General features: G+C 45.6%; 2 protein-coding genes. Both read left to right on the forward strand.

Going from position 1 to position 6,383, the window contains the following annotated elements:
- Positions 1 to 44 precede the first annotated feature (44 nt).
- Positions 45 to 647: a hypothetical protein gene (locus AC1DWN_RS24825; RefSeq protein WP_477561570.1), complete on the forward strand. Its 603-nt coding sequence runs from the start codon at positions 45 to 47 to the stop codon at positions 645 to 647.
- A 15-nt stretch (positions 648 to 662) separates the two neighbouring features.
- Positions 663 to 6,170, forward strand: coding sequence for a cohesin domain-containing protein (locus AC1DWN_RS24830; RefSeq protein WP_477561571.1), 5,508 nt, complete (start codon positions 663 to 665; stop codon positions 6,168 to 6,170).
- Positions 6,171 to 6,383: the final 213 nt, after the last annotated feature.

A 6,383-nucleotide genomic window follows, 5' to 3' on the forward strand; every position in this document is an offset into this window, starting at 1 on the left:
GTAGGTTAGTAGGTTAACCATGAAAATGGAAAGAGGGATTGAAATTGAAGCTGAAAAAGCGTGTCAAAAAAGTCTTTTCTGGTTGTCTGGCACTATCAATGGTAGCGGGAATGATCACATTTGGTCCGGGTGCTCCACATGTAAATGCACTACAAACGTCAGGAACTGCGCCTTATATTAACCAATGGGCAGTATCTGGTCCTTTTACCAATCCGGTGGTTGATAATATTTACGGATTGACACCGCCATCCAGTAGCGAGATGGATTCACCGCCATTCAACCAAACGCAGAAGATTTGGGCTTACACTGCTAGTAGCCCTGACCCAACTCTTTTGAAAGGGTCGTCTAGAGGCTTGAATGTTGACGGAGACCTGAATACAACTTGGCAATCCTCGATGAGTGGAGCCGACAATTCAGGCAGCGGCGGTACAAGGCAAACTAAAGTAGTGCTTGAATATACCGGAAATGTAACATCGATCAGGCTTCATGGATATTACACATCTTCTTCGACACCGTCAACAGACCCGTTTACAGTGAAATATGATGTTTATAACACATCGGGAGTAAAGCTTAGCTCAGGTTCTGTTAATAATGTAACAAATAACATAAATGACATGAAAGTGATTGAGTTTCCTCAGGTTCAGTAAAATGTTGCTTATGTTTTGTTCACGATTGACGCAACAAGTGCAACAAATGGCGGCAGTCGTACCGGTAGCAACTACGGTATGCGTGAAGTAAGTATTTATGCTTTGCCTCCTTCACCACCGGATTTGTCCGGTAACAATGTTACCTATATAACTGGTGTTTCGGCATCTGCCAGCACTACTAGCAATACAAACGGAGCAGCTAATGCGCTGGACGGAAATACAGATTCATACTGGCAGTCGAGCACCCCGCTAGGTTCAGACACAACAGGGTGGGACAGCAATCCAACGTTGACACTGACATTGCCACAGCCTCAAATTGTTACATCCATTCCTTTTGTGGCATACGAAAGCTCGGGCACGTATAAGTTTGCGGTTAACTACAAGCTTTATGATGCAGCGAACAATGTACTTGCAAGCGGAACAAAGTATGATGTATCCGGTTCTGCTACAGACAATCAGAAAATCGACCTCTACTATGGTCTGACCAATGTCAGCAAGGTTACACTGGCTATAGACCCGAGCAATGGTGGATCCAGTACGCTTGACCCGACAAAGAACGGCTTGTTCGGCTTTAGAATTGCCCAGTTGATAGGTACTCCGTTGTTGCAAGGCGTAGCGCCAATCACAGGCTTTACCGGAATTACGGCAACATCCACCTATCAAACAAATGTTGCATCTTTTGCATTTGACAATAATGTAAGCACCTCTTGGCAAGCAAATGATAAACAGGGTGTTGTGTGGGATGATGACTACCCTATTATCACGGCAAACCTGCCACAAATTTCGATGGTCAATTCAATTACGTTCAATATGACGGAAAGATCCGCAACAACTATCTTCCATGTTAGCTATCAGTTGCTTGATTCCGCTTCGAGAGTACTTTATTTCGGAGATACGACGGCTACAGGTGCTAATGCCAATCACACCATTGACATTGGCGTTGGTGTAAATAATGTTTCTAAAATCAAGATGGCAATTAATACTGCCCCTGCAACAGGCATTAACGATTTGTTCGGTTTCAGAGAAATTTCACTTACCGGCAAAGCCATGCCTGATCAGGCACAGCAACCTCTTGGAAACATCGTTCCTGTCGTTGGTCAGTCTTTTGCCGATCCGAGCAGCACAGAAACATCCACTTGGCAATATTTCGACGACCGTATCTTCAATCGCAACTATGACGATTACAATGACTTGATGGGTTACTTTGATGTCAAGCAGGGGCAGGCAACAACCAACAAGTGGGTTGCCGCCGCAACTTATGTTTACAGTCCCAAAGCGCAAACGGCACTGTGGCAGGTAGGCGGTTCGGGTGTGTATAAACTTTTCTCCAACGATATTCTCAGTGGGGAACAAACAGAGATTGCATCTCGTGTTAGCAAGACCGGCACAAGCTATCCAGTCCAATTAAAGCAAGGCTGGAACAAGCTTCTTATCGAAATTCAGCATAAAAACACCGGCACTAACATGAATTTCCTCGGATTTTACACAAGGATTAGCGACAGCAATGGAAACACAATTCCCGGTCTCACCTTTTCTCTAACGGGACCAAACGTAACAAACAACCAACTGACAATTGAAACAACGGGCCTTACTATTGATAAAGCTGCATTCGATGCTCGTAATGCCAATACGCCAGCAAATGACTATCCTTCCAATACACTACCTTATGCTTACGATGAAAATCCATATGTATGGATGGTTGCAAAAATTGACGGCAATCTGAATACATCAGGCATTGCCCCTCAGGCGTCTCCCTTTACATTCCAGGCTGCGGGCGGGAACCCCGGCTATACCTGGGAAATTGCTGACGGTCAGTTGCCTCCCGGTTTGACATTGGCAAAGGGCGGTCACATCGAGGGGATTGTTGCAGACGGTGCCCATGGCACATCACAACAAGATTACACCTTCACAGTGAAGATAACAGATGCTCTAGGCTTTACTGCAACAAAGCCATATACGATCACGGTCAAGGAAAACCCGGTCGATTGGTTTATTGAAGGAAAAATGGCGGCCCTGTCACACACCACAGGAACCATGCCGAATCTTTATGACCCGAACTACAACTATGACGAATGGGCACGCACAGCGAAAGAAATGGGTATGACCATGCTGTCAACAGAAAGTGTTCAAAACTCAATTTATTACTGGCCGTCAATCAACGCAAACTTAACTCCGAGCGTTAGCAATAATATGTACAAATATAACGCTTTGTACCAATCTGAGGACGGCAAATGGCATGTAAAAGACAGAGTTATGCAGGCGAAGCAGGCAGCAGAGCGTTACGGTTTAAAATTTGGTGTGTACCTATCGTCTCAATACAGTGGTATGAACATTATTGAAAGTGATATCCAAGGCTTGGTAGCAAGATACAACCCATGGTATGTCTTTGCCGATGGTAATCCACAGAGCTATGGCAATGTAGACGTAGCATGGAGTTCTGCACGTAACTATAACGATCGTGTATTAATTGATGCAAACCCTGATGCCCAAACTGGTGACCAAGATATTACACTTCACGAGCGTCCATTCTGGAACAGTGAGCCTTACAACGACGCAGGCTGGAGAAATAGTGTGTTGCCACAAACAAAAAAAGTGGCCCATGAGGAATGGAACGACCCCTATACAACAGCATTGGACGTTTGGACAATTTACGCAGGTGGCAACGAACGCGACAGTTGGCCGGAAGCAACAAAGGAAATGATTAATCAATACGGCCACGGTTATGTCATGAATTATGACTCGTCCATAACGGTTACCCGCGGTATGGATAATCTGAGCAGCAATTTGGATAACACCAATATATTCTCAATGGTGCCGATTTCATCGCAGCAATTATCAGATATGCGTACTTCCATTGTAAAGTGGATGGTGAATGCAGGAAGTCCCGACCTGCGTGAGTCTATGTACGGTACAATGCCATACACAATGGATTACACCATTAAACCTGGCTGGCATACTAACCCGCAGAAAGCTATCGCCCACGGGCAGGGTCCTGACTGGGGTTACGCTATGTCTCGTGACCAGTATGTGTATATGCACATGATCCAAAACCAAATTTCTGGTGTGAGCAAGAAAGGCTTTACCGGTCAAGCTTCGATGAGCGGAATTGGTCCTTTCAATTATCCGGTTGACAAGGTCGAGTGGATGAACAAGGGTGCTTCTCTGCCATTCACCACGGAGCAAAACAATGGTAAATACTATATTACGATCGACACTTCAAGCGTGGTTGCCGACCCAATCGACACGATCTTGAAAATTACAACGGAAGACAAGGCAAGAAACTATGCGATGACAAGTGTTAAGTTATTCAGCAGCCAGAAGTCAACCGATAAGCTTCAACTTAGAGCGGAAAGCTATCTGAAAAACTACACCAATGTTTTCGCACCGGCTACACTTAGCTACACAAGTGATAATACAAGCGTAGCAACTGTAGACTCAGCCACTGGTTTAGTAACAGCTGCCGGTGACGGTACAGCTACAATTACAGTTACGGCAACCTATGATGATGGTGTGAACGCTACTCAGGTTAAGACCGACACGTATCCTGTAAAGGTGTCGGGAGATGCGATTTCGGCTGATCTTCCGCTTGTTGGTGTGAATATGCTCACAGAAGGCGCCTTATTCTGGGGCCAATTCTCCACCAATAAAGACCTTGCTGTAACATTCCAGGGCTTCACAGAAAAGGGCGGTGAGGTTGATATTCTAGGCGGCGGAAATATCACCTACCACTATGCAACGGTTGATGGTAAACGTAACAATGCTGAAGGCAAAATCATTGTAACTGAAGTACCTGCCGATCAAGTACCTTTCGTTGTAAACGGTAACACCATGCACTTTACAAGTAATATTTCCGCACCAACGATGTACACTTACTGGGCAGACATCACTGTTGACGGACAGACTTTTACATCAACCCGTAACTATATTACGCTGATCCCGGATGCAAACGCCACAGCCGGAATTTCGCCGACAGTTACAAGCAATAGCGGTAACGTCAAGTCATTGTCTGACGGCGTAATCAACGATTCCACCGGCGGCAACATTACAAAATGGCAAGCTCCGGCAAGCGACTTGGATCCTACCATCATGTATGACTTGGGCAAACAACAAAATCTTACTCGTGTTAATCTCTTTTTCAGTAACCATATGCCAAATGCTAACAACGTTACTTACCACAATGTTCCGAAGGTAGTAAAGATTGAGTATAGCGTTGACGGCATAAATTGGGTGGCAGGCAACCAAACCAATACATTGTCAGGCGGAGGATTGCCGACCTCGAGAAACACACTGGCAGTTCCGAAAAGCGACACAACATTGTATGCCTGGGAGCAAGAGGGCTTGTATTACAACTATCCTGTTGATCCTACTAAATCGAGCGTACAGGGACGTTATGTAAAAATATCCTTCCCTGGCGGCGGTCAAAACGGTAGTCCAATTGATGTCTTGGAAGCTCAGGTATTTTCATTAGGGGTAACGGCTAGCGAGATCGATAAAGGAGTATTAAGTGATCTCATTGCCAATGCAGAATTAACGTATACAAAAGAAGCAGATTACACGGCAGACACATGGGCAGCACTTCAAGTAGCTCTTGCAGCCGCAAAAGCAATTGAAGCGGACGTAGCAGCTACGCAAGTACAAGTGGATGAAGCAGCAGATGCTTTAAGTCATGCAATGGCTGCGATGAAATCTGTCGAAGCCAGCTACAGCCTAATTGGCACGGGAGACGCCAGCGTCATTGCGGGAGAGTCTTTTGATGTGACATATGTCTTGAGCAATGTTGCAGAAAGCGTGTATGTACTGGATCAAACGATCCATTATGACAGGGCCCAAGTGGAATTACTTTCCGTCGAAGCCTTGCAAAGTGGATTTTCGATCGTCGGAAAGAAAGAAGGAGAAGGTGAGGTTCGCATTCTGATGGCAAGTGCGGGGTCTGGAAGTGCAATCAAGCACACGGCTCCAGTATTGAAACTGAACTTCAAGGCCAAAGAGGCTGGCCAAAACGTAACGAGCTCCATCTTCTTAACCGACGTAGCTGTTGCGGGTGCAAACGGAACCGAAACAACGGTGAGCAATGGCTCCGCGTACATGATTCAAATTATCGCAGTCGATAAAACGGCATTGCAAGCGCTGGTTACGAACGCGCAAGCATCACATGATGCAGCGGTAGAAGGAACTGGAATTGGTCAGTATCCAGTAGGTACTAAAGTGATATTGCAAGCGGCAATTGATAGCGCCAAAGCAATAGCGGGTCAAAGCGGCGCTACTCAGGTTCAGGTGGATCAAGCGATTGCTCAATTACAGGCAGCTTTACAAGCATTTACAGCTTCCGTGAATGTAGCGGCTCCTGGTGACCTGAACGGAGATGGTAAATTCAGCATTGGTGATCTCGCTCTCATCGCAGCTGGTTATGGAAAAACTTCTGCTGATGCGGACTGGAGTATGTATGAAAAAGCGGATGTGATCAAGGACGGAAAAATAGACATTCTTGATCTGGCAGCTGTCGCTAGATTGATATTGGGCTAACAACAAATGGGGGGGAGGGTCAGTGCCCAATGTCATTAAGTTAAGTTCAAAGACAAGACCGGGAATAAAAATGGAATCCGAAACGGCACGGGAAAAAGCCCTGTGCCGTTTGTTTTTTTGTGCAAGCAAGGAAAAAAGCGTACAGCAAACAAAGCGGATGGAATATCCGCTTAAAAAATGTTCATATGAACCGAATTATGCTACTCTGTAGAC

It is taken from the genome of Paenibacillus sp. P4_A7, assembly GCF_056402455.1.